This is a genomic window from Companilactobacillus miaonis (assembly GCF_036913615.1).
GTDB lineage: Bacteria > Bacillota > Bacilli > Lactobacillales > Lactobacillaceae > Companilactobacillus.
This window is the reverse complement of the sequence record NZ_JAYKTX010000004.1, coordinates 149504-171691: the sequence shown is the minus strand read 5'-3', so window position 1 is coordinate 171691 and position 22188 is coordinate 149504. Positions and strand designations below refer to the sequence as shown.

20 protein-coding genes are annotated in these 22188 nt (G+C 36.7%); 2 read left to right on the top strand and 18 right to left on the bottom strand.

What is annotated here, in order from left to right:
* Nucleotides 1–127 precede the first annotated feature (127 nt).
* Nucleotides 128–1462 carry an RNA-guided endonuclease InsQ/TnpB family protein gene (locus U8521_RS04910; RefSeq protein WP_442886119.1) on the bottom strand — a complete coding sequence of 445 codons (1335 nt, stop codon included), beginning with the start codon at nt 1460–1462 and terminating at the stop codon, nt 128–130.
* A 159-nt stretch (nt 1463–1621) separates the two neighbouring features.
* Nucleotides 1622–1750 (bottom strand): hypothetical protein, encoded by a 129-nt coding sequence (locus U8521_RS04905; protein ID WP_334352072.1) that lies wholly within the window; start codon nt 1748–1750, stop codon nt 1622–1624.
* 189 nt (nt 1751–1939) lie between these two features.
* On the opposite strand from U8521_RS04905, the gene U8521_RS04900 reads away from it, so the two are divergent.
* Nucleotides 1940–2086 carry a hypothetical protein gene (locus U8521_RS04900; RefSeq protein ID WP_334332105.1) on the top strand — a complete coding sequence of 49 codons (147 nt, stop codon included), beginning with the start codon at nt 1940–1942 and terminating at the stop codon, nt 2084–2086.
* A gap of 357 nt (nt 2087–2443) precedes the next feature.
* On the opposite strand, the gene U8521_RS04895 is transcribed toward U8521_RS04900, so the two are convergent.
* The 16 genes from U8521_RS04895 to U8521_RS04820 form a co-directional block, all read right to left on the bottom strand.
* Nucleotides 2444–2914: a glutathione peroxidase gene (locus U8521_RS04895; RefSeq protein WP_334332104.1), complete on the bottom strand. Its 471-nt coding sequence runs from the start codon at nt 2912–2914 to the stop codon at nt 2444–2446.
* Nucleotides 2915–3032: 118 nt separating this feature from the next.
* Nucleotides 3033–4433 (bottom strand): MFS transporter, encoded by a 1401-nt coding sequence (locus U8521_RS04890; RefSeq protein WP_334352037.1) that lies wholly within the window; start codon nt 4431–4433, stop codon nt 3033–3035.
* A 134-nt stretch (nt 4434–4567) separates the two neighbouring features.
* Nucleotides 4568–4771, bottom strand: a complete 204-nt coding sequence (locus U8521_RS04885; RefSeq protein ID WP_119327141.1) for a type II toxin-antitoxin system HicA family toxin — start codon at nt 4769–4771, stop codon at nt 4568–4570.
* Nucleotides 4772–5229: 458 nt separating this feature from the next.
* Entirely contained in the window at nt 5230–5622 is a 393-nt protein-coding gene (locus tag U8521_RS04880) for a type II toxin-antitoxin system HicB family antitoxin (RefSeq protein ID WP_334352036.1), read from the bottom strand.
* A 20-nt stretch (nt 5623–5642) separates the two neighbouring features.
* Nucleotides 5643–5831 (bottom strand): type II toxin-antitoxin system HicA family toxin, encoded by a 189-nt coding sequence (locus tag U8521_RS04875; protein WP_334352035.1) that lies wholly within the window; start codon nt 5829–5831, stop codon nt 5643–5645.
* A gap of 172 nt (nt 5832–6003) precedes the next feature.
* Entirely contained in the window at nt 6004–6693 is a 690-nt protein-coding gene (locus U8521_RS04870; protein ID WP_334352034.1) for a 2,3-diphosphoglycerate-dependent phosphoglycerate mutase, read from the bottom strand.
* A 168-nt stretch (nt 6694–6861) separates the two neighbouring features.
* Nucleotides 6862–8268 (bottom strand): hypothetical protein, encoded by a 1407-nt coding sequence (locus U8521_RS04865; RefSeq protein WP_334352033.1) that lies wholly within the window; start codon nt 8266–8268, stop codon nt 6862–6864.
* A 68-nt stretch (nt 8269–8336) separates the two neighbouring features.
* On the bottom strand, nt 8337–9389 hold the full coding sequence (locus U8521_RS04860; protein WP_334332098.1) for an AI-2E family transporter: 1053 nt from the start codon (nt 9387–9389) through the stop codon (nt 8337–8339).
* A 10-nt stretch (nt 9390–9399) separates the two neighbouring features.
* Entirely contained in the window at nt 9400–10200 is an 801-nt protein-coding gene (locus U8521_RS04855) for a YdcF family protein (protein ID WP_334352032.1), read from the bottom strand.
* 12 nt (nt 10201–10212) lie between these two features.
* Entirely contained in the window at nt 10213–11637 is a 1425-nt protein-coding gene (locus U8521_RS04850; RefSeq protein WP_334352031.1) for a hypothetical protein, read from the bottom strand.
* Between the two features lie 122 nt (nt 11638–11759).
* Entirely contained in the window at nt 11760–12728 is a 969-nt protein-coding gene (locus U8521_RS04845) for a peptidoglycan recognition protein family protein (RefSeq protein ID WP_334352030.1), read from the bottom strand.
* A gap of 104 nt (nt 12729–12832) precedes the next feature.
* A complete protein-coding gene (locus tag U8521_RS04840) occupies nt 12833–13330 on the bottom strand; it encodes a sigma-70 family RNA polymerase sigma factor (protein WP_334332094.1) in 498 nt (165 codons plus the stop codon).
* A gap of 161 nt (nt 13331–13491) precedes the next feature.
* On the bottom strand, nt 13492–14229 hold the full coding sequence (locus U8521_RS04835; RefSeq protein ID WP_334332093.1) for a hypothetical protein: 738 nt from the start codon (nt 14227–14229) through the stop codon (nt 13492–13494).
* Between the two features lie 380 nt (nt 14230–14609).
* The gene (locus tag U8521_RS04830; protein ID WP_334352029.1) at nt 14610–16337 is read right to left on the bottom strand and encodes a glucosaminidase domain-containing protein; all 1728 of its coding nucleotides are present in this window, start codon (nt 16335–16337) and stop codon (nt 14610–14612) included.
* 128 nt (nt 16338–16465) lie between these two features.
* Entirely contained in the window at nt 16466–16705 is a 240-nt protein-coding gene (locus U8521_RS04825; protein ID WP_135373456.1) for a hypothetical protein, read from the bottom strand.
* Nucleotides 16706–16764: 59 nt separating this feature from the next.
* Complete coding sequence (locus tag U8521_RS04820) at nt 16765–17784, bottom strand: acyltransferase (protein WP_334352028.1); 1020 nt, start codon at nt 17782–17784, stop codon at nt 16765–16767.
* A 275-nt stretch (nt 17785–18059) separates the two neighbouring features.
* On the opposite strand from U8521_RS04820, the gene U8521_RS04815 reads away from it, so the two are divergent.
* Complete coding sequence (locus U8521_RS04815) at nt 18060–22151, top strand: LPXTG cell wall anchor domain-containing protein (RefSeq protein WP_334352027.1); 4092 nt, start codon at nt 18060–18062, stop codon at nt 22149–22151.
* The last annotated feature ends 37 nt before the right edge of the window (nt 22152–22188 follow it).

The window sequence follows — 22188 nt, the reverse complement described above, 5'->3', positions numbered from 1 at the left end:
ACTGGTCACAACTTATTCAGATACAGCATCGCATTACAATATCTCATGCCGTTAAGCAATCGGAATCATAACGTCTTACTCGCTAATTACCAGAACTTAGGACGTGAGTTGCCAAACGCCCATATATTTATCTATATATTGGACTATCTTCAGTTAACGGTTTAGTTAATTCAATCAAGCCTTTTGCTAGGATATTTTTAGATGCGTTCCAATCCCTAATATGGTGAGTATTGCAATTGGGACAGGTCCATTCTCTATCATTTAGGGTTAATTTATGAGTATTACCTGTACCCATTCTGAATTCACATTCACTACACTGTTGAGTAGTATAGGCTGGATCAACCTCAACGAAAGTACGACCATACATTGGAGCTTTATATTCCAACATACCAATAAATGTTCTCCAACCGGCATCTGAAATAGACATAGCTAAAGCATGATTTTTCAACATATTTTTACTCTTCAAATTCTCCCCAACTACCAAATCGTGGTTTTTGATAAGTGCAGTTGAGAGATTTTGAAGAAAGTCTTTACGTTGATTTCTTATTTTACTGTGGAGTTTAGCTACTAGTTTTCGTTGTTTCTGATAATTCTTAGATTTCCAAAGTTTTCTCCCTTCAGATTTAGCACGTCTACCTCTTCGAGATAACTTACGTTGTTCCTTAGCTAATCTTCCTTTGATAGAACGATAGAATCTAGGATTATCAATAGTATTGCCGTAACTATCAGTTAAGAAATTTTCAGTATTTAAATCATAACCGATTTGTGAATTGGCCTTTGGAAGATGTCTTTTAAATGGTTCATCACTTTTTAACAGGAGGGAAACAAACCATTCTCCAGTTGACAAGTATTTGATGGAAACAGTAGCTATTCTAACCAATTGATTATTAGGTAGATTTCTAGATAGTTTCACTTTGATACGACCAACTTTGGGTAATCTAATATGCTTATTATCTAGAAATTTGATTGATCCATTGTACAAAGATGGAACACCACCGTTTTTCTTAACAGCAGATGAGCTATAGTGATTGGAAGTCCTGTAACCTTGATTTGGATTAGACTTGCGTTTAAATTTTGGAGTACCAGATTTGTGTACTTTATTAAATAGGTTCCAAGCCGATTTATAGGCAACTTGAGCATTATTGACCATATCACTATCAATATCCTTGTCGCCTAACCATGGGTACTTATCTTTAGTAATCCGAGCCAGTCCTGTTTTACGGACTGTACTAGATTTAAGTAATTTGCCATTTTTATTATACTTCCAGTATTTTTCCGGAATAGGATACAATTCATCTAACTTATTCTTGTAAACAGGCGTGTCAGTCCAGCTGTTAGCTAGTAGCTTATTATAAACAAACCGAGAAACATTAATATTCTTCCAGAAAATTCTCTCCTGTTTTCTGTTAGGATAGATTCTCATTTTCAAACCCATCATAAATTCTGCTTTATTCTCCATCATTTCACCCCCTTATCTTTATAGGCTTATTGTATACGAACATGGGTTCGAAATCCCGTGATAAGGGTGTGATATAAGAAGTTCAATATCAAAAAACAAATAATTAATAATAAAAAGAGGGCTTACCTCCCACGAATGAATTCGAAGGATTCACGCCTAGCTTCATTGAATTCCGTGCAGATCACTGATGATTGCCGGTAAAGCTGTATTAATAATTGTAGCGTCCAAGCCTGCCATCATATTTGACAAAACTAAGGCGAAGGTAACTAAAATTTTACGATTACGACTCATAGCCTGACTTCTTCCCCAAGTATAAAAAATAAGACTTCCACTTTGTGTCCGCCTTACTTCGCATAACTAATATATTTTTACAGAAAATGAATAACCATCTTTCAATTATAGACCTCTTTTTCTATTTCGCAAAGTCAATTACTGTCAAAAAATTCTCTCTTACGGTAAACTGCAAATTGAAGGTGAATTATGGATAAAAACAATAAGAAAATAGATGTTGATAAATTAAGCAGTCAAGCAAAAAAGAAACTCAAAGAAATACAACTTAAGCATAATTTTAAGAGTATGGAAGAAGCTGCACAGTATATGTTGGATTTTACTAAGGAACAGAAATGAATTTTTGTTAGTGTGACTCCTTTATTTGAGTGGCTGTAATTCTATATTTTGACAAAGTTAATTTTTAGAAAAATACTAATCAGAATAGAGTTATCATTCTTAAATAAATGGAAAGCAAATAAAAAATAAGTGTGAAATTCAGTCCGGAATAGCGAAGAAAATTGACTCAGATGTGAAATTTTTGTTAATGCTTTAGCATTTACAAAAAGGCCGAGCTTGGAAATGCCGCGCCCTTTGCAGTAGTTTCAAGTCTTGACCACATCGTTCCAGCCAAATTTTCTTTGCTATGGAGGACGGCATACTACACCCACCTCACAAAAAGAACTTCAACAATATAACAATTGCTGAAGTTCTTTTTTATTTTTTCAACTCTTCAATAATAAACGATTCCATTTTTTCAGGTTTAGTGATTGGAGCAAATCTTTTTACTAGACCACCATTTTTGTCGATCAAGAATTTTGTGAAATTCCACTTGATTCTGCCTTTGCCTGACTGATCCTTTAAATAGGTAAACAATGGATCTTCACCTAGACCATTTAGCACAACTTGTCTGGTCATGGGAAAAGTCACACCGTAATGCATCTGACAAAAATCACTGGTTGCTTCATCACTAGCCAATTCTTGATGAAATTGATTTGACGGTAATCCCAAAACTTCTAGACCACGCGTACGATATTTGTTATATAACTTCTCAATGGCCTCTAATTGCGGAGCCAGACCACATTTACTAGCGGTATTGACGATCAAAAGTACCTTGCCCTGATAATCTCTGAAATCAATAATTCCGCCATTCATCTCAGTTTCTCGAAAATTATAAATTGCTTCCATTCCAATACCGCCTTTCCTAGTCCAATTTTTCTATTAACTGTCGACTTAATTATACTAGAAAGACTCCGGAACAAGACAATTGTAATCAAAATTTATTCGATTATTTACCAAATGGCAATCACGCTTTTTTATCAAGTCGATGAATCGAATAAACTAAAACAATCGCTGCAATCAATAACAATAGTGCTGTCAAATAGGCAAAGTGCATCCCACTCAAGAACCAACTCGGATTGTGACTTGGATAATAAGCAATCTGTTTACCGGCTCTAAAACTCATCCCTGAATAAAGACTCGTCGTTGCTAAACTGACACCGATACCCATACCTAAATTTCTAAACAAGGCAGCCAAACTACCGGCGATTCCTTGATATTCAGCTGGAGCATATCCCATTATCATCGGATTATTTTGAAAACCACCATTACCAACTCCTAAGAACAGTAGCATAAAGGTAAATAGGTAGAGGTTTTCCTTTCCTGAGACAAACATCAAAAAGACGATTGGAATTGCATAGACGAACAAATTAAAGATCGACACGCTTGCAGCATTATATTTATCGGTGAAATAACCTGCAATTGGGGCAGCAATCACATTGGCAAATGGAATTGCCATCATGATCAAACCAGTCAATGAGGTACTTAACGCTCTGAAATTAGTTAAGTAAAACGGCATGATAACGTTGGCGTAATAACCGACAGAAAATACTATCAACGCACTGACTAAACTTAACGTCAAACGTGATATTTTGAAAATCTTTAAATTTATTAATGGTTCTGCAAGACGTTTTTCGACATAGAAGAAGATGAACCAAAAGACCAGACTGACGGCAAAAGTGGACAAAACGCTGACTTTTCCAAAGCCAATATCTTGACCTAAGAAGATACTGACGAAAAATGTGGCGATTGCGATTGAGTAAGTAATCAGTCCCAGCCAGTCATACGAAATTTTATCGACCTTGCGATTTTCTTTTGGAAACATGAATCTGCCGTAAATATAGACGATAATACCAATTGGAATGTTGATGATGAAAATCCAATGCCACGACAAGACACTCAAGACTAAACCACCTAGACCAGGTCCGGAAATATTGCCGAGTTGAGCGATGATACTATTGATTCCATACGCCCGACCACGCTGACTCATTGGAAAAATCATCGCGATAATACCGATATTAGTTGCCATACTCATGCTGGCACCCAAACCTTGAACAATTCGTCCAATCAACAAGATATATAACGACGGACTCATGGCACAGATCAATGAACCGATCGTAAAGAAAATTGTCCCAGTTTGGAAAATTTTGATATAGCCGATTTGATCCGCCATTCGACCCCAAAATAGCAATAGCATACAGATCATAATCAGATAAACTGACACGATCCACTCGGCTCGATTCATCGGCACGTTTAAATCTTTAGTTAAACTTGGAATTGCGACGTTAACAATACTGGCATCCAGCAATTGCATAAATGACATGAAACTGGTCGCAAACAAAGTTAAAATATTGTGTTTACTTTTCATGAAAATACCTTCTTAAAAAAATACACTTCTAATATTAGACCTCTTAACTTAATTCAAGCAACCACGATAAACGCTTCCACAAAAATAAAGCTATGTAATGATTTGTATTCGAACAACTCATTGCATAGCTTTATTTAGATATCCGTTACTTTGATACCCGCTTGTTTCAATATTTTACTTTCAATTCCATGTTCCAATTCTTTATCATGATGAATTGGAACTGGCAAAGTCACATTCGTCGTTGGATTATACATTTTCAAATGTGATCCATTCTGTGACTTCTTAACAAAACCATGTTGTCGTAATATTTTAACGATTTTCTGGGGTTTCATTGCCATAAGAATTACCCCCTCTCGTTACCATTGTACACAAGATTGACAGTATTCAAAAATTTAGTCTCTCAAATCCAAAGCAAATTGGTACGAAATGATCTCATCAACTCATAATCCGCGAAGACCTGCCAAATAAAAAAACAGCTAGACCAATTATGGTCTAACTGCTTATGTAAACTGCCATCAACTTAATTTGACGAACAGCCACTAAAAAAGCACATCGAAAATGATGTGTTTTTTTATAAATTCATTATTAAGTAATTAATTATCATAAATTTAAATAATATTTATATTTAGTTAGTGATATTAGACCATTCAAAAATGCCAATTTGATAAACTATACATGTTTCCTTACCAGTCTGGTATCAGATTGGAGGTGTGTTTTATGTGGAGTTCCTTTTTTGCATATAAATTATAACACGTCAACAACTATAAACCAATATTTTGCAATAAAGGAATTCTACTTAAATTTCCAATTTATTCTTCAAAGCTTCAGTCAAAATAGCTGAAAAATTTAAATTCTGCTTCTTTCCCAAAACGACTAAATATTCCGGAACGGTAACATTCTTACGAACAGTTTTGGGATTATTACGCCGATACTCTTCCATATCAATGTAAACGACTGTTTTTATATCTTCACCTTTTACTTTAATATCCTCAATTTTAGTAGCTTGTGGATATTCAGTTTTATCTTCTAACATTATGCCAATTGCATCTTGGGCCATCAACAAAGCGTCTTTCATCGTTTCACCTTGAGTCCAAGTACCTTTATCAATATCAGGAATCTCAACACTATATCCTTGATCTTCGGGATGCAAAATAACTGGGTAAATTAAATTTTTTCTTCCTGCTGACATATTTTTCTCCTTTAAAAGAATTATTCTAACCCTGCTTTCTTTAAAATAGCATGTTCAATTCCTTTTTTTATTTCTCGTGCATGAATAGGAATTGGAATAGTTACTTTAGTTAAAGGATTATACATTTTCAAATGTAAACCTTGTTGTGATTTTTCAATAAAGCCATTTCGTTTCAAGATTCTAACTAATTCTCTGGGCTTCATGGGCATAAGAATTATTCCTCTCACATTTATTATACACATCAATACTCATTTTTACACTTTGATGCTTATAATATAAATTACGAAGAAATAGCGAAAACGTAGCGTCCTAAAAAAGGCAAAAAAAAGATACAGTCACATATGAAATATGGCCGTATCTTTATATTCAACTAATCAAAAATTAGTTAAGCTTTTCTTTACTTACAACGTTCAACTTGTTGTCCAAGTCATAGACAACTGGTTCACCAGTTGCCATTTCAACATTCATGATGTCAGCATCAGAGATGTTTTCGATGTACTTAGTCAAAGCACGTAGTGAGTTACCATGGGCAGCGATGATTACGTTCTTGCCGTCTAATAGCTTAGGAGCAATTTCGTCTTCCCAGAATGGAATTACACGTTCCAAAGTAACTTTAAGGTTTTCACCACCAGGAATAATTCTTGGGTCAAGGTTTGCGTAACGACGATCGTTAGCTGCTGAACCTTCATCAGTTTCTTTCAATAGTGGAGGTAATGTATCGTATGAACGTCTCCAGATATGAACTTGTTCATCACCGTATTTTTCAGCTGTTTCTTTCTTGTTTAGACCTTGAAGTGCGCCATAGTGACGTTCGTTAAGTCTCCATGTCTTTGTTTCAGGAATCCATAGTTGATCACAGCCTTCAAGTGCGTAGTGCAATGTCTTGATAGCACGTGTCAATACTGATGTGTAAGCTTGGTCAAATTGGATGCCAGATTTCTTAAGAAGTTTACCAGCATTTTGAGCTTGCTTTACACCTTCTTCACTAAGGTCAACGTCAACCCAGCCAGTAAATTGGTTTGATAAATTCCATTCACTTTGTCCGTGACGAATGAAAACTAATTTTGCCATTTATATGATCCTCTTTTCATTTCATTAACAATCTCCATTTTACACGATATTGGCAATAAAAAAAAGAGAGTGACACCCAAAAGACAAAAATAGCCCCTATTCAAAAAACGGATTGGATTATTTACACGATATCCTTACGTTCATTATGAATAGCTGCTATTTTTTACATTATTGTTTATAAATCGGTGTGTCGATTTCTTTTAAAGTTGTGATATCCAATTTAGATTTGGCGTTCTTATTCAAGTAAGTATTCACTTGATCAGTTCCGGCTAAGACTGCTGAAACTTTATCTGTGCCTTCTAGCAAATTGGAAATGGCATCCGCATTTTCACTCTGCTTCATCACGATTGGAATCACTTCGATACCACTATCTCTCAAATCTAATAATTTTTGATAAAATTCTGAGCCGATAGAAACAAAGATCGTAGCATTACCTTGCTTGAGAGCTTGATTTTTGAGCCACCAGACGATTAGATCTTCATCACTGTCAAATGTACTGATCAAGACGTTGCCTTCGCTAAAGAGCTGAATATAAGGCTCATCGCCCGTGTAACTCTTTATCAAAACTAGTGTCCCGTTTTGACGATAAAAGTTTTCACGCACTACTTTATTGGCATTTTTATGGTCATAGAATTGAGTCGCTGAAATAACTCCGTTGACATCAAAAATATCACGACTCAAAACTTGGCCGTCTTTGTAATGGCGAATGACTTGAAGTTGATGATTATCATCTCGAGATACTTCCATCACTAAATTATCTTTAGCATCTAAAATTTTATCGACCTTGTCAGACATGTGCTGCACACGGTAATTTGGGTCGAATGGAATTTCAGCTGGCGTGACAGGAACATTCAAGTTACGACCTTGCAATTCATTGTACATATTTAATAAATACGCATTACCGTCAACGAAGCCGGCATTCTGATAATTCATCCAGGTTGCATCGGAGCGGTCGTTATATGTCACGGAAATAGCGTTGATCAAGAGATTTCGTTCAGCCATAGTCCTTGTGATCTGTTGCCACATTGAACTAGTGGCGCTGTCTGGATTAGCAGGCAAATCATCCACGAAGACGAAGTACTCACTATTAGGGTCCAGATAGACTTCATTGGCCATATCGGATGTGCCAAACCAATCTTTTAGTGAAGCGTTGATTTCTGTGATTCGATCACTGGCTTGTTTTCTTTGATCAACTTGGTCGCTGCCAACCGTCCGCAAAATATGATTGCAATAGCTGCGATCTGCCAATAACTGACTGCGCAATTGTGACTTCAAATCAGCACTTTGATTCAAAGTATCCTGCAAATTTTGTTCAGTATATTGCCAATCATCAACATTTTGATTTTGTGGCATTGGTTGGGGTTGTGGCTGCTGTTGGTCAAAATAATAATTGGTGCCATTACCATTATTAAAATCGTTTTGATTAAATTGAGTCCCCGAACTCATTGGGTCATTGAATTGGCTTTGACTAGGATCAAAATTATTTTGGTCTGGTTGTGGATTTTGATATGAAGAGTTATTTAGATCAGAATAATTACCATCGTTGTCTTTCTTTTTTCTATCAAAAAATGACATACACTTAATCTCCCATCTACGTCAGTTAATTATCTTCATTATATATGACAAGTCCAATTTAAACTCAATTATAACGATTTCTTTAATTTTATTCTCTTCTTTTTGGAGTTCTTGGTGATTGAATGCACACCTAAAATATCCAAGAAGAAAACAAAAATTGGTATACCAATGATCAAGCCCCAAGTTCCAATCAATTCTTCAGAAACAATTAGAACAACAAAGGTAAAGAAGATTGGTAAATGCGTCATGCTCGACATGAATTGCGGATTCAAGAAGTAAGTTTCAATCAAATGAATCACTATGATCATCACAATAATGTAGATGACATAACGGATACCACCAACCGTATAAGCAACAAAACTAAGCGGCACCATCGAAATGATTACTCCGGCCACCGGAATCAGCGACAAGATAAAGACCATCACCGCTAAGGCAATAATTCCCGGCATCTTCATAAAGAGTAACGTGATTGTCGTTAAAACAGTGTTGACGATAGCAATCAAAAGTTGTGCTTCCAAGACAACTCCAAAAGTATTGACAAATTTTTGTCCATAATACTTCAAATCAGAAAACACCCAACCGTATTTACTGTCCAAAAATTGACGACCAAAAGAATTCATTTGCTCAACTTGACTCGAGTAAAAGAAACTCAGTAGAAATGAAATAACGATATTGAAACCAACAGCCCCAACACTACCAATATAATTGACAACTTGGCCAATGGCGACTTTGATTTGGTTATCTAAATTGATCTGTTGCAAGTAATTATAAATTATCTGCAAATAAGGACTCTCGCTGACATCCTCATGTTCATAAAATTGTTGCAGCGAAGAAAACATTTTAGCTGTTTGATTGACTAATTGAGGTACATAATTGGCAACTACGAATACTAGTAAAGCAATAATCACCAGATAAACTGGTGCGATTATCCAAACCGGCTTAATCTTCGGAATTTTTCTTTGAATAGCTCGCACTAATTGAACTGATAAAAATGTAAAGATAAAGGTTAGTAAAAACATACTCATCATCGACCGAAACAAGTAAATCAAAGCGATGACTACAACTAACAAGGTAAACCTTCTCAAACGTTTGTTATCAACAAACTTATCATACAGACTCATAAAAAACTCCTCACATACACATACTTACTGAGAAAACAAAATCCATTCCCAACAGTGTTATTAACGAATAGCGATGATACCAGACTATCGCCGTGAACTCTCTAAACATGGCGGGCCAACGTAACATCTGAACGGTTCTAGCCGCTGAAAATTGGACTTTTAAGCCTAATTTTTGAGCGTGCCATTTAGCTCTAGGAATATGATAATCACTTGTCACAACGATTGCTTTTGGATGTGATGCTTTCTGCCAAAGCCGATGAACAATAATTGCCGAATATTCTAAATTTTGAACTGTATTGATCGATTCAGTTTCCTGAACGATTTTTTCATCTGGAATACCACGGTCGAGTAAGTACTCACGCATCATCTCAGCTTCGGTTTTTTCTGAATAAGCCATACTCTTACCGCCACTGACAATAATCACCGGTTTAGTTTCAAAACTTTGATACAGTGAAAAAGCCTTGTCCAAACGTTCGCTTAAAATTGGTGGAACGTGTGAACTGAGACACTTATTTCCCAAAACAATTAAGAAATCCGGTTGTTTTACAGCTGGTAAATTTTTTAAATCTCGTTTCATCTGATACATGTAGCACAGCATGATTATCAAAAGAATCAAATTAACTGTCGCTAGATTGAAAGTATAGGCTCTTAAATATTTACCTACTGATATCTTAGCAATCACGTAAAAAGCGCCGATTGTAATCGCTGTCAAAACGATTGCAAAAAGAGGCATGCGACTATACGCATATCTGATTTTGTAGACAATTACAATCTCGATTGCCGTTACAGCAATCATTAAAATTAAATTCATATTCCCCTCCACTTAGTTTAAGCTGAAGATCAACTTAGGAACTTTCAATTCAAAGTCCTTCACTAATGTCCAAGTTACGGTCGTTGAATCTTTATCTGGTTGTTTCAAGAGAAACAACTTATTATCTAATGAACCGTAAATCAAAAATTTACCTCGAGTCGTTGTCACGGCTGGCCCATTTTCCGAATAAGCTGAAGGCGAAACTAAAAACATATATTGCATCAGTGGTTGCTTATCACCATTTACACTAATCCCTTGATAATCCGTTGGCTGCAAATTAGTTCCATATTTTTCACCAAAGTTGACTCCTAGATTGCCAACTTTTTTATTGTGGTTATCCGATATGGCCCCAACTAATTGCATCAAATCAGCATTTGATGATAACGGATTCTCTTTATACTTATCATAATATTCTTTTGTCTGAGTAATTGCATCCCGCAAACTAGTTTGTTGCTCGTCTGATTTAGTCAAAAGATTACCATTCTTGTTACTTTGGCCATCTTGCAGGCGAACTGTGTAATCGCTGCAGTACAAGTACATTTGGTTGGCGTGACTCTCAATCCGAATCTTTGCACGTTTAATTTGATTCCCTGTCGATTTGGAATTTACTTTCAAGTTCACACTCTGTGGCAAAAGTCGATCGGTATTTTGACCGTGATAGTAATAATCGATCGTCACTTGGTTCTTCGGTGTCAGATAAACTTTGCCATAAAGATTCTGCACGTACCCATTTTCGACAATCGTCGTCATAACGACCTTACTGTCAGTTTCCTCGGACAATTTTTGGGCAGAGTGTTCTGTCAAAGTCATCTGATAAGTGCCATTTTGATTGATCGTTAAATTCCCATCAGTCCGCCGATAATCAATGATCGTTTGAAAATTGTAATTGCCAATCATACTATTGTTAGCAACCAACGGATCGGCGTGGGCATCGATATTGATGATGTGATCAAACAATTGATCGTAGGCGATTTTTTGCGAAGTGTCTTTTTGAATTTTACTAGTATTAGTAGCTTTATCGGTCTTAGTAATGTAAGCAAACTTATACGTAGCGCCGTTATACTCGACCGAATACCCCTTCATATGCTTACCGTAGACATTTTCGTGATACGTCTTCAGCAATTTCAGAGTCATCTTCTTGTCGGCTGTATCAAAGATGATTGTTTTACCGTCACGATCCAACTCATACTTAGGATTATTCGACTGTGCATCAAACCGATCAATTCCCACTTTTCCATTGATAGTTGACACATCTTTGATTCTTGCTCGCTGATTTTTTAAAAATTTGATTGAAATAGTATCGTTTTCTCCTTGATCCTGATAGAGATACCAGGTCTTATCATTAGAAACGATTTTACTAGTTTCTTTTGGCTTACAACCTAAAAGTACGAGAAAAAGACACAAAACGCCGCAAACTGCCCAAAATTTTTTAACCATGTTTTCACACAATGCCTTTCTGATAACAATTATACAACTTCCAATTTCCTCTTTTAGAAAATATCATAGCAAAAAAAGGCACGCTTGACAGCGTGTCTTTTGTAATAATTAGTTATTAATTTTTATTTATCTGCAGTAACGTAACTTTGTTGAACCCATTCGTTAGTAGCAACACGACGATAAGTTGTTCCATCAACATCTTTAGTCTGATCAGTTTGCCAATCAGTCTTATTAGCTAAAGCACGGTTAGTGATCATAGTCATCTTGCCATCGTTACCTAATTGATATAAAGGAACGGCATATCTATTAGGGGCATTAACTGTGATAATTCCCTTAGTAGTTGTAGCACCTGAGTTATTGTTGTTATTAGTATTTTCACTACCACCATTAGTACTTGAACCACTTGTCAATTGATTGTAGTATTTACCAACTAAGTCATAGAATTGATCCATGCTGTAACCCCAGGCAGCAAAGTAACCAACTGGATCAGTATGGTTTGTTTCACCATACATTCTTGAAACGTCATTATGTGAAAGTACTGTCTTACCAGGTGTGAATGGCAAGCCATATTGTACCAATCTGTAAGCTGTATAGTAAGCTTGGTTAGCAACTGAACGAGCAAATTGATCCTTTGTGCTTACACGACACAACTCAACTTGGATGTACTTGCTGTTAGCAGTTGGACCAGCACCCCAAACACCATAATCGGCACTGTGAATATTTAAAATTTCTTTATCATCAACAAAAGCATGAACATAAGTCTGTGTTGTAGGCCATGACCAACTGAAGTATGAAACTTCATCTTCGGCAGTAGCACCTGGTGTAGCAGTTTCGTGAATTACGACCCCTTCTGGTTTACCGACACCATTTTCATAACCGAAATATTTGTTAAATGTACCAGTACGATATTGAATTGAAACTGGTTGAATGTTATTTGCATTAATATAATCGTTAATTGCTGAAGTGGCAGCTTCTGCCTCTTGAACGTTACTTCCAAATTGTGGAACTACTTGTCCGACAGTTGCGAAACCGACACTAGCAAGAGCAGCTGAAGTAGCTAAACTCGTAATGAATTTTTTCTTCGAGACCATAATATATAATTCCCTTCCCACGTTAATTTCCTTAACTAATAAATTATAACAACTTTTTTCCCCTTTTTGAGAAAAGTAACAAATCTGTAAACAGATGGTAAAATTCATTCGGCTTTCATTCGACGCAATTTTTGCAAAAGCTTGTCACGATGGTATCTCAAGTTACGTGGCGTACAATTTTCTTGCTCAGCCATTTTCACCAACGGTATCTCATTAATGAAATGTTCTTGCAATATTTCTCTTTCGAGCCGATTTAATTCCGTCAAGTTGATGAACTCCAATGACTCTAATATAACGCCTTGCGGAACACTTTTGAAATCAAATTCGTCTAACTTATTAAAATCATAATAACTTTTCTCTTGCCGCAACATGTCGGTCATTCGCCAAACGAGTTTTTGAAAAACGTATGGTTTAAACTTTTCTAAATCTTGATCTTTTTGACGATATTTCAAATAAGTTTGCGCATAAATAATCATCGCTTCTTGAAAATAATCCTCGTAGTCGAAGCGGGTCGGATAAATGTGCACTCGTTTTAGTACACCATGAATTAATTTTTGATTCTTTAGAGCGTCTTCAAAACCTTGCGTGATTTCTATTTCCATATTTGTGAGTTCTCCTTTTTACTCACAAGCGCTTGTGGTAGACATAGAATAATTGAAATCACAAATTTTTATTAGTTGCTAAAACCACCTAGTTTAGTGCATTTCTAGGCGATAAAACAAAAAAGCACCCAGTAAACTGGATGCTTTTTTCATTATGGTGACTAAAATAATTTTTTAATTCTTTGGTAGTTATATTTGTAATGCTGTTTGGTGGCTTCTTTGACTGGGCCTTCGATGCCGATATTTGAGAACAGAAAATCCATGTGCGAATCATTCAAAGATTGTAGATTTGCTATTTCTCTTAACTTTTGGTGTCTTGCACAAGAACAATTATCAAAAAGTTTCATAAGCTTATCTTTTTGATATATCAAATAGGCAGCCCATGACTTGCTCTTTAGCTCTAAAATTTTCAAATGAGCTTGCCTCACAATATCAATGTCGTGCAATCTTTCTTCAATTTTGCCTCGCGGAAAATCTAACACGATTTTGTTATCTAATGTAGTTATAAAGTGAATCTTTTTATCAAAAATTTCAAAATCTTCAATGAAATGTAAACCAATCCAATCCGTGTTCTGACGGCTTCCTCCTGTCATTGGCATATAGGCAACGCGTCCATTCACGTATGGTAAGTGTTGTTTCAATTTAAACTTGGGGTAAAGAAATTTAGAAATTTCAAATCCCACTCCATCCGATTGATACATTTGATTCATGAGTTGCTTAGTAGTACGAATATCTGTATAAACTCCGTTAGTGACGCTGATTATGAATGAATTTCCGGGGATATCTAAATTCGAAATATCAAGTAGTGCAATAATTTGATTATTTGGTTCAAAATTTTTAAGTACTCTTGATTTCAAATGTTTGTTCAAGTTTTCGATTGTTTTTTCGAAAAAACTCATATTAAAACCCTCGATCTATAGATTCACTCTAACTGAGTGTGTACCTACTATATCAAGAACGTGTGTTCTAAGATATAGTTTAATGTCGATTTTTTATTTTTTTTGAGTCAATAAAAATAGACCTTGGAAATCTCTTGGTTGGAGATTTTCTAGGTCTATTTTTGGGATTTGTTTTGTTACTTATTTAATAACCATGGTTCTGTTTGGTTATTGTTTTAGTTCTATTCTGAATAACCATGGTTTCTGGCGATATAGCTAAAACGCGTTCCGCAGGCCAGGACTTGGACAGATAGCTACGCTTCCCAAATCGCCCGCAAAGAGCGCGGGCAATTCGTGAAGCTAGGCTATCCGCCAAGTCCTAAGCAGGCCTGCTCCACGCTCTAATTTTCATGAAAGATACAATACTTCCCATTAACCCAACCGGCATTCACTTTATACCAAGTTTGTCCATCGACGATTTGTTTCGATGTAACTCGCCAAGTTGTTCCGTCGGCTAATCTGGTTCCGGTGAACTTGTTATTGGCTGCCGGGCTGTTGTAGACGTTAACTCCGTATCCTGGGATGTAATTGATCTTAGCCATTCCGTCGACGCTGGTTACATAATTTGAACCTTTAACTTCTACATCATTGGCGCTGACCCATTGATTGGTTGCTACTCGATACCAAGTTGAGCCGTCACTGTGGGTCGATTTTTTATCAATTTTCCAATTAGTTGAATCGGCTAAACTTACTGCTAACAGATTATGTTTGTCATCATACACTTTAGCCCCGGGGTTAGCTGTGATCTTAACTATATCTGGATAAGCTACAACTTTGTCTTGGGTGTAATCACCACTTGATTGTTGTGATTTCAATGTTACGTCACTGGCTTTGATATAAGAGTCATTGCCGACAAAATAAAATTTGTTTCCAGAATTATCAATCACATACTTAGTCGTGATCCAAGCAGATTGATATGGTAGAACTCGATTTGTTGCTGTTCCTAAGTTAGCCGTCTTGTAAACTACTGCTCCTTTGGAATCAATGACAATTGCCGTGTCAGCAATCTTCACTGGTGGATTCGTTTGTTCAGAAGCTAACTTCATATCTGAAGCTTTGACGTATTCGTTAGTTGCCACTTGGTAATAAGTCGTACCGTCTTTAGTCACAACTTTTGAAGATACACTCCAGTCAGTGTTGTAAGCTAGGGCTCGATTTACTACCACCTTATTTGGATCGGCGTTGATATAAATCGTAGCTGAATTTTTATTTACTACGGTCGCAGTGTCGTTCATTTTCGTTTGCGTACCGTCAATTTCATTTTCATTACCAGTACCACTTGTGCTGGCTTTTCCGTCATATTGTGTCAAATTAGAGCTCTCAATAATATTATTTAATACTGATGCGTAGGTTGGTGAAGTCGCATACCTGCCTTGTAACCATGCTGTTGCGTCTTTGTAGGAAGAAGTATTTTCTCTCCAAGTTCCCTTGTAGAAAGCATTATTGCCGGTAATTCCGTTACGGAGCTTGTCACCATTATCAGCGAACGATTCATAAGCACTTGGATATTTTCTGAAATTATCAGAAATGAAATAATAACCCTTTTCCGCACTCCATTCACGCGTCTTCATCGTGACATATTGTCCGTTATAACTACCTTTAATTCCAAAGTAATTATTATATTGCGATGATAAAGTTGAAGTTCCCCAAGAACTCTCCAAAATAGCTTGTGCCAACATTACTGATGTGTACAAGTTATATTTAGAAGCTGCTTGTTGAGCCATTGGAGCAACTTTATTCAAAAAAGCTTGTTGTTGAGTAGCCGAAACCCCACTAGTACTAGAAGCTTGTGTCAGTGCAGCGATAGCATTAGCTGGCAAGACACTTCTTGTCCCATTTTGATTGGCTTCAATCGCATCAGCTACATCGTCATCAACTGGAGCACCATTTGAATCCATCACACTAGCAACAGTTTCATCTTTTTTAGCAAGTGATTTTTCATCTTGGTCATCGGTTTGATTTCCATCATCATCTGAAAAAGCAGCTTTTACTGGAGAAGTATTTGAAGACACACCAACAGCTGCTAAAAAACTAGCTAAAGCAGTTGAGGCAACCCATTTTTTATTCATACTTTGTCTCCTCCCAATTCCTTGTCTATTAAATCTAGACTACTATTTAAAGGAAAAGGGAACAACAAAACCTTAAGAAATTTGGATAATTTTAAACAATTTTTGCGATTTTTAATAAACTTGTAATATTAGTCTTCAGTTGGAATGAAGTCGACGTATTCAGCTTCGATCCATTCGCCATCTTCAGCGATACGATAGAAAGTTTTGCCGTCGTCACCAGTACCTTTAGCGTCAGTATACCAAGCCGATTGACCTTTGACGTAACGGTCTTGAAGCATTTTGCGGTTCACTTCGAAATTGTCGAATAAGAAGACAACATAGCGATCATCTTGAGTTACTTTAACGATTCCATTAACTTTTTCAAGCATTGTAATACCACCTTTAAATCATATTAATTACATTATACCTTACTACCCAAAAAAATATTCTAAGTAAATAATCTTTTGACAAATGGAATCTTGCTGAGAACAAAGATTATCAATAATGAAGCGACAACTGACAATAACCAGACGTATAGAAAATTGGCTGTGACGTAATATTTTTGTACCGTTTGAATTGCTAAACCGTGGACTAGATAGACACCATATGTCAGTGGAGCGATTAATTCAATTATGCGTGAAAAGTTGTCCGTATACTTAGGTTCAAAACGTTTGAACAACATGAAAATCAACGCCGCAATGATTGGAATATTGACGTTAGAAACGGCGTTTAAAAAATTTAGATTCTTATTCAGAGCTAGGAAACTAATTAAAATATTTATCGCTAACAAAATAATTGGCAAAATAATGTTCAAATTCAGCTTCAAATGATGCTTGTCGATTTTCGAAATTCGATAGCCAATAAAGAAGTACCCGATATCCTTGGAAACCACGATTCTTCCGAGGTCAAACGAGTTAAAGTACATCCCCACATTTTTCGGCGTGGTTGTCGTCAAAGTTGGCAAGACGATATCAATAATTGTCCAAAGAATCAATAAATAAAGCAGTGTCTTGTCGCTGATCTTATCCGCAATTGCTTTCAAGAATGGTGATAATAGATACAAACCAATCAAGGGATACATAAACCAGTAAGCTATCAAGACTGGCTTGTGATACATCAATAACAAGGTGTTAAAGAAGTCATTCATATCAACTGGTCCTGACAACCAACGTGCAACATAGGCAGAGACAACTGACCAAACCAAAAACGGCACTACTACTCGAACCAAGCGATGCTTAAATAAGTATTTCAGATCATAAGTCTTGCGACTATTCAAAACCATTGCTCCACTGATCATGAAAAACAGTGGCACGGCAATTTCAGTTACGATAACGATTGAATTGACCACATCCCACTTCAAAGTTCTAGGAGTAGCGGCTAAATCATTTGCACAAGCATGGGCTAAAACCACTAGCAGCATGGCAAAAACACGAATCGTATCCACATAAATCAATCTTTTTTTCTTCAAAATAACGTCCCCAAATCAATTAAATAATAGAAATATTTTACCATTAAATTTGCTAAGTATGCCGTCCTCCACAAGAATTAGTGCTGGGCTGTTGCGGAAGACGGCATCAACCACCTCCCCCAACTATAACAATTGTCTATTGTTTTTTTGATTCTAAAAAACGATATTTCGATACGCTTTTAATTTTTAATAAACTTTTAAGGCTACTAGGATAAGAAGTGGAGCAATAGATTCTGAACTTGACGAATAATTGATATAAAAAGAAGGCTTGTTTTATGAAAAAGAATAATTCGACAACATTTAGCAGAATCAAATATAAGGATTTAGCAATTGCAGTAGCTTTAAGTGGAGCATCATTATTATTGTTCCCATCTACAGCTAAAGCTGCGACGAATGAAGACCCACCAATTAATTCGACTACTTCAACTTTGGTCCAAAAAAATAATGAAGCCTCTAATGCAGCAATCACTACTAAAGCGACTGCTGGATCAGAAACTTCACCAACTTTAAATAAAAATACTACAGGTACTTCTGATGTTTCATCCGACGAAACATCTAATACTTCTGCAACAAATTCATCCGTTAGCAATGCAAGCGATACATCAAATACTTCATCCGACGAAGCATCTGATACTTCTACCGCAACTTCATTAGCCAACAACACAAATAATACTGAAACTACTAATAATTCTCAAGTAATTACGTCTACGACTGATAATTCGGCAACTCCTACTACTAACACAACCGATACGGAACCAGCGGCAGATTACACTTTAAATAACAATGGTAATTTTATTCCCGCTTATAAGGTTCCTGATTCAGGTATGTCCATTACCAATATTCCAAATTCCACCCCAAACAGTCTTGGTCAATATAACGTTTCTGTCCAAGCTGTTACAAATGATGGAAAAGTTATCGGTTCTCCTGTCTCTGCATACAACGGTTATCCTGGCAGTAGTGTAACGATTAGTCCAACGATTTTAAAAAATGAACTATCTACAGGGATGGCTTCTTCACCTGTTACTTATATACAAGCACCATGGAACAAAGATTATGATCAACAACCATTAACAATCAATTTAAATAATAGCAATATCATGGTTTCGGTCTACTTTGAAGCTCCTTCAACTAAAATTCATTACGAATTCATGGATGAAACTACCGGTAAAGAAATCGTTGGCGGAACGAGACCATATCATTTTGAAACCAACGCCTCACTAAAAGATGGAATTGAAGTTCCTAAGATAGTCCAAACTGATTCAGGTTTTAGTATTGAAGATAATTCTGACTATGCTGGCAGTGCCATCAGTAACGTTCAATACTTTGGCCCAACTGGGATGATTTTGAACAACAGTTACTACATCCTTGATCCAACTAAATCTAATGGAATTACGCCACTAGATATCATGCAATATCCAGTCACATCTCAAGAAATAATTGAACAATTCTGGTACAAGAGAGCAACTGCACCAACGATGACGATTGACGCTACTGACCAATTCGGTAATGTTATCAAGACCTTTAGTACTTCAACCATTTCACCAACTGACAAAACGGTTACCCCAAATCAAATTTTGCCACCTGTTTCTGAAACCAATATCGATAATAATACTTTAAATAGTATTACCGTTATTGAAACTAATAGTTTAACTGGTCAACCAGATCAGACGACGACTTATCAAATAACACCTTCACAATATGAATCATTATTGTCAGGCAATCAAACAGATTACGACTATCGTAGTATCGGCGATCATCAAAATGTTGAAGTTCAATTAGGATATACAACTAATAGTATTCCATTGTACATTCAACCAGTTGATCCAAAAGGCAATGATGTTGGTGCTCCAATTGCTGTCGGTACTGGCGTTGTTGGTCAAAATGCTACTATTTTTGCACCAACAGTTACTGGTTACTCACCTATGACTCCTTCTGTTAGCGTGACAGTTACTCAAAATCAAGGCCCAATCGATTTCCCATATATTTCAGCTACTGATATCGATCCTAATGACAACGGTTCATATCTATATGATGGAAAATTCAGTTCGATCCCAACCACAGGTATTCAAGTAACTAATACGGGTACTGCAAGTACTGATGCAAGCGCTGAACACACTATCAGTCTTCAAGCGGTCGACACATCTGGCAATCCACTCGGAGCTTTGATTCCCGTTTCAAGTGCCCCTGCTAATTCAACGTATCCTCTCAGCTGGACTCCTAGTTTGGTAAAACTTTTGAATAGTTCAGTCAAAAATGTCAGTCAATACGAACTTTGGAATGCGAATGCTTTGGCTGGTGAATTGGATGTTCCAGTTAAAAATCAGGATGTCGTCATCGATGTTATTTACGCCTTACCTAAAGTTACAACAACTTACAATTATGTGGACGAAAACACTGGTAAGACTTTACTCACACAAACGAATACTTGGAACTTAGATGATCCAACAAATGGCAGTACTTTCAAATCTCAAGGTATCAGACCACCAATGACGATCATTGATCCTGACAGTGGCCAATTGACCGCCGACGATTTGACTCCAACCCCACAGACTAACCCGGCCGATTTGCCATTCTTTGGTCCAGGTGGCACAGTCTTTAATACTGGTCAATATCAATTGAACTCATTAATGAGTGGACTGACGACTCCAACACGTTACATAACCTGGCCTTCGAGTAATGTTACTAAGACCTTCTACTATATGGAAAATCCAGATCCAACTATTACTTTGGATGCTGTCAACCAAGAAGGTAACGTCATTAAGACATTTAACGCCCCAACTGTCGTAAGCACTTTGCCAGCTCCTCAATTGAGCCCCGCAGCCGACTTTCCAACTGTAGCTCAAGCAACTATCAACGGGTACACATTAACTGGCATTAAAGTTCATGCCACAGGCAGTTACTTCGGCGGCACCGATACTGATTACAGTTACAATCTCACACCTGATCAATATGCTGAATTCATCAGTAGTCCAGACGCTCAAAGTACAATGGACGAACGTGCTTTAGCCGCCCACTCAAACTTTGGCATTCACTTTACTTATACCGGCAATCCAGTAACTTTGATGGTTCAACCAGTTGACGAAAACGGCGTTAAAATCGGTAATCCAATTTCTGCTGGTTCTGGAATTGTAGGTTCTTCAGCAACCTTAACAGCTCCAGAAATTGCTAACTACAAAGCAGTAAATCCAACATCTACTATTACAGTTAGCCCTGATCAAGGAACTGTAGAAATGCAATATACAAAGGTTGATACTACTAATCCTGATACTGGCAACACTGGTTCTGGCTCTTCTACTGGTCCCGATACGGGTAATACTGGTTCTGGGTCTGTAACTAATCCAGATTCTGGTAACACTAGTTCTGGCTCTTCTACTGATCCCGATACAGGTAATACTGGTTCTGGATCCACTACTAACCCTGACACTGGTAATACGGGCTCTGGTTCTTCTACTGGTTCAGATACAGGTAACACTGGTTCTGGATCTGTAACTAATCCCGATTCTGGTAACACTAGTTCTGGTTCTACTACTAACCCCGACACTGGCAACACTGGTTCAAGTTCCACTACTAATCCTGACACTGGTAATACGGGCTCTGGTTCTTCTACTAGTTCAGATACAGGTAACACTGGTTCTGGATCTGTAACTAATCCCGACACTGGTAACACTGGATCTGGTTCTTCTACTAATCCTGATACTGGCAACACGGACTCTGGTTCTTCTACTAACCCTGATACAGGTAATACCGGTGGTTCTGGATCTACTACTAATCCCGATACAAGTAATACTGGTTCCAGTTCTGTAACTAATTCTGACACTGGTAATACTGGTTCTAACTCTACTACTAATCCTGATTCCGGTAACACTGGTTCTGGTTCTTCTACTAACCCTGATACAGGTAATACCGGTTCAATTATTAATTCTGATACAGGAAACAGCGACTCCAATTCAGTAACCGACACTAATAACACAAATTCCAGTCCTACCACTAGCCTCGATTCCAATACCACAATTATTCCAAATAACAATGAAACAAACTCAAACAATGAAATTTCTAATCATACAACCAACATCAATAATTCTACCAACAATCAAAATACTGCCACAGAATCTAACCTAACCACTGAAAGTAACAACAATGTTAATGAGAATTCTTCAATTAAGAATCTATCAAACGAAAAACATCTCAACAATTCAAACATTGCAAAAGCTAACAAACTCAATCTAACAAATTCTCAATTTACAAACGCAACAAATGAAAAATTACCACAAACAGGTAATAAGTTTACTTCCTTATTAAGCGTAATAGGTTTGGCAATTTTGGGAGCTATAGGATTATGCTGGAAGAAAATCAGAAAATTCATTTAACGTTTAATTAAATTTTCTCTTGTCATCTAAAAAAGAA